Source organism: Ruegeria sp. CDSA246, from assembly GCF_059611225.1.
The window spans coordinates 2,501-6,021 of the sequence record NZ_JBXWPD010000040.1; the positions used below are offsets into that span (position 1 = coordinate 2,501).

1 tRNA gene and 2 rRNA genes are annotated in these 3,521 nt (G+C 53.0%); all 3 read left to right on the top strand.

Going from position 1 to position 3,521, the window contains the following annotated elements:
• Positions 1–267 precede the first annotated feature (267 nt).
• The 3 genes from AC2FI9_RS22560 to AC2FI9_RS22570 all read left to right on the top strand — a co-directional run bounded on the left by AC2FI9_RS22560 (position 268) and on the right by AC2FI9_RS22570 (position 3,521).
• A 23S ribosomal RNA gene (locus tag AC2FI9_RS22560) occupies positions 268–3,097 on the top strand.
• 181 nt (positions 3,098–3,278) lie between these two features.
• A 5S ribosomal RNA gene (gene rrf, locus AC2FI9_RS22565) occupies positions 3,279–3,393 on the top strand.
• A gap of 51 nt (positions 3,394–3,444) precedes the next feature.
• A tRNA-Met gene (locus AC2FI9_RS22570) sits at positions 3,445–3,521 on the top strand.

Genomic DNA, 3,521 nt, shown 5'->3' on the forward strand with positions numbered 1-3,521 from the left:
TCCAAGTCTAATATACTAACCCGAGCGACCTGCGTTGATCAGCTGCACGGCTGAGAGACCATATGGGGTTGCTCATTTGTCCTCGTCCAAGTGGCGGGGGCGGGAAATGTATGTTTTTGGTTCAGAAGAACAGATGACCTTTAGTTACCAGCTGGGTCATCGTGATTGATTTGATTACTGGCGCAGCTTCGGTTGTGTGCGGTCAAACGCACTCAAGTAGCCGAATAGGCGGTAGTGCAAATATCAAGTCTTTCTTTTTCTGGATCAAATCAAGCGCGAGAAGGGCGTTTGGTGAATGCCTTGGCAGCAAGAGGCGATGAAAGACGTGATACTCTGCGATAAGCCATGGGGAGCTGAGAATAAGCTTTGATCCATGGATTTCTGAATGGGGCAACCCACTTGAAAGCTCTCTATTGTTATCCTCTGGATGATCAATAGGTGGCTTAATCAAGTATTTATGACCTGAATACATAGGGTTATAAAGGCAAACCCGGGGAACTGAAACATCTAAGTACCCGGAGGAAAGGAAATCAATTGATACTCCCCTAGTAGCGGCGAGCGAACGGGGACCAGCCGAGCCAGATGAGTGAGAAGAACATGTTGGGAAGCATGGCCATAGCGGGTGACAGCCCCGTATTCTAAGCTCTGATGGACGTATTAAGTAGGGCGGAACACGTGAAATTCTGTCTGAAGATCGGAGGACCACCTTCGAAGGCTAAGTACTCCTTGCTGACCGATAGTGAACCAGTACCGTGAGGGAAAGGTGAAAAGCACCCCGACGAGGGGAGTGAAACAGTACCTGAAACCGAACGCCTACAATCAGTCGGAGGCTCCTTGCGAGCTGACGGCGTACCTTTTGTATAATGGGTCATCGACTTGGTCTCACGAGCAAGCTTAAGCCGTTAGGTGTAGGCGTAGCGAAAGCGAGTCTTAATAGGGCGCATGAGTTCGTGGGATCAGACCCGAAACCGAGTGATCTAGGCATGGCCAGGTTGAAGGTAAGGTAACACTTACTGGAGGACCGAACCCACATCCGTTGAAAAGGATCGGGATGAGCTGTGCCTAGGGGTGAAAGGCCAATCAAACTCGGAGATAGCTGGTTCTCTGCGAAATCTATTTAGGTAGAGCGTCATCCGAATACCCCGGGGGGTAGAGCACTGGATGGGTAATGGGGCCCCACAGGCTTACTGATCCTAACCAAACTCCGAATACCCGGGAGTACTAGATGGCAGACACACTGCGGATGCTAACGTCCGTAGTGGAGAGGGAAACAACCCTGACCTACGACTAAGGCCCCCAATTCATGGCTAAGTGGGAAAGCAGGTGGGACGACCAAAACAACCAGGAGGTTGGCTTAGAAGCAGCCATCCTTTAAAGATAGCGTAACAGCTCACTGGTCTAAATAAGTTGTCCTGCGGCGAAGATGTAACGGGGCTCAAGCCATGAGCCGAAGTCTAGGGATGCGTAAGCATCGGTAGCAGAGCGTAGTGTGACATAGTCTCATTCCTCCTTCATGCCTTCGGGCAGATTGGAGGAGAGAGGCTTTCGATGAAGCGGGCGCGTGAGCGATCCCGTGGAGAGATCACTAGTGAGAATGATGACATGAGTAGCGACAAAGAGTGTGAGAGACACTCTCGCCGAAAGTCCAAGGGTTCCTGCTTAAAGCTAATCTGAGCAGGGTAAGCCGGCCCCTAAGCCGAGGCCGAAAGGCGTAGGCGATGGGAACTAGGTTAATATTCCTAGGCCGTGGAGTGGTGACGGATCTCAGGTGTAGTTCATCCTTATCGGATTGAATGGGCTGCTGAGAGGTTCCTGGAAATAGCCCTCCTATAAGACCGTACCCTAAACCGACACAGGTGGACTGGTAGAGCATACCAAGGCGCTTGAGAGAACGATGTTGAAGGAACTCGGCAAAATACCTCCGTAAGTTCGCGAGAAGGAGGCCCGGTTCCTAGGCAACTAGGGGCTGGGGGCACAAACCAGGGGGTGGCGACTGTTTATTAAAAACACAGGGCTCTGCGAAGTCGCAAGACGACGTATAGGGTCTGACGCCTGCCCGGTGCCTGAAGGTTAAAAGGAGAGGTGAGAGCCTTGAATTGAAGCCCAGGTAAACGGCGGCCGTAACTATAACGGTCCTAAGGTAGCGAAATTCCTTGTCGGGTAAGTTCCGACCTGCACGAATGGCGTAACGACTTCCCCGCTGTCTCCAACATCGACTCAGCGAAATTGAATTGCCTGTCAAGATGCAGGCTTCCCGCGGTTAGACGGAAAGACCCCGTGCACCTTTACTACAGCTTCGCACTGGCATCAGGATTGTGATGTGCAGGATAGGTGGTAGGCTTTGAAGCAGGAACGCAAGTCCCTGTGGAGCCTCCCTTGAGATACCACCCTTCGCACTCTTGATGTCTAACCGCGGTCCGTTATCCGGATCCGGGACCCTGCGTGGCGGGTAGTTTGACTGGGGCGGTCGCCTCCTAAAGCGTAACGGAGGCGCGCGAAGGTTGGCTCAGAGCGGTCGGAAATCGCTCGTTGAGTGCAATGGCAGAAGCCAGCCTGACTGCGAGACTGACAAGTCGAGCAGAGTCGAAAGACGGCCATAGTGATCCGGTGGTCCCGAGTGGAAGGGCCATCGCTCAACGGATAAAAGGTACGCCGGGGATAACAGGCTGATACTGCCCAAGAGTCCATATCGACGGCAGTGTTTGGCACCTCGATGTCGGCTCATCTCATCCTGGGGCTGGAGCAGGTCCCAAGGGTACGGCTGTTCGCCGTTTAAAGAGGTACGTGAGCTGGGTTTAGAACGTCGTGAGACAGTTCGGTCCCTATCTGCCGTGGGTGTAGGAGACTTGAGAGGAGTTGCCCCTAGTACGAGAGGACCGGGGTGAACGATCCACTGGTGGACCAGTTGTCGTGCCAACGGCAGTGCTGGGTAGCTATGATCGGACAGGATAACCGCTGAAGGCATCTAAGCGGGAAGCCCCCCTCAAAACAAGGTCTCCCTGAGGGCCGTGGAAGACCACCACGTCAATAGGCCGGAGATGTAAGCGCAGTAATGCGTTCAGTTGACCGGTACTAATCGCCCGATAGGCTTGATTTGATCCAGTAATGGAAAGACAAATCAAAAACATACACCTCAGTAAACATGGATAACTTCGCAGCAAAACGCTGCGGTGTTGATTGACATAACTACCGAGTGGCAACGCGCATTTGCATGCAAATACGCTGCCTGCCACCCGTCGCTTTTGCTCCGCAAAAGCCGACGTGGGGATTTTCCTCGGTTTGGTGGTCATAGCGCAAGTGAAACACCCGGTCCCATCCCGAACCCGGAAGTTAAGCACTGCCGCGCCAATGGTACTTGGGCTTAAGCCCCGGGAGAGTAGGTCACCGCCAAACCTAGAAAAATCCCAAAATCTCTCTAACGATATCGCACTTATTCGACCCTGTCGCGGGATGGAGCAGCCCGGTAGCTCGTCAGGCTCATAACCTGAAGGTCGTAGGTTCAAATCCTACTCCCGCAACCA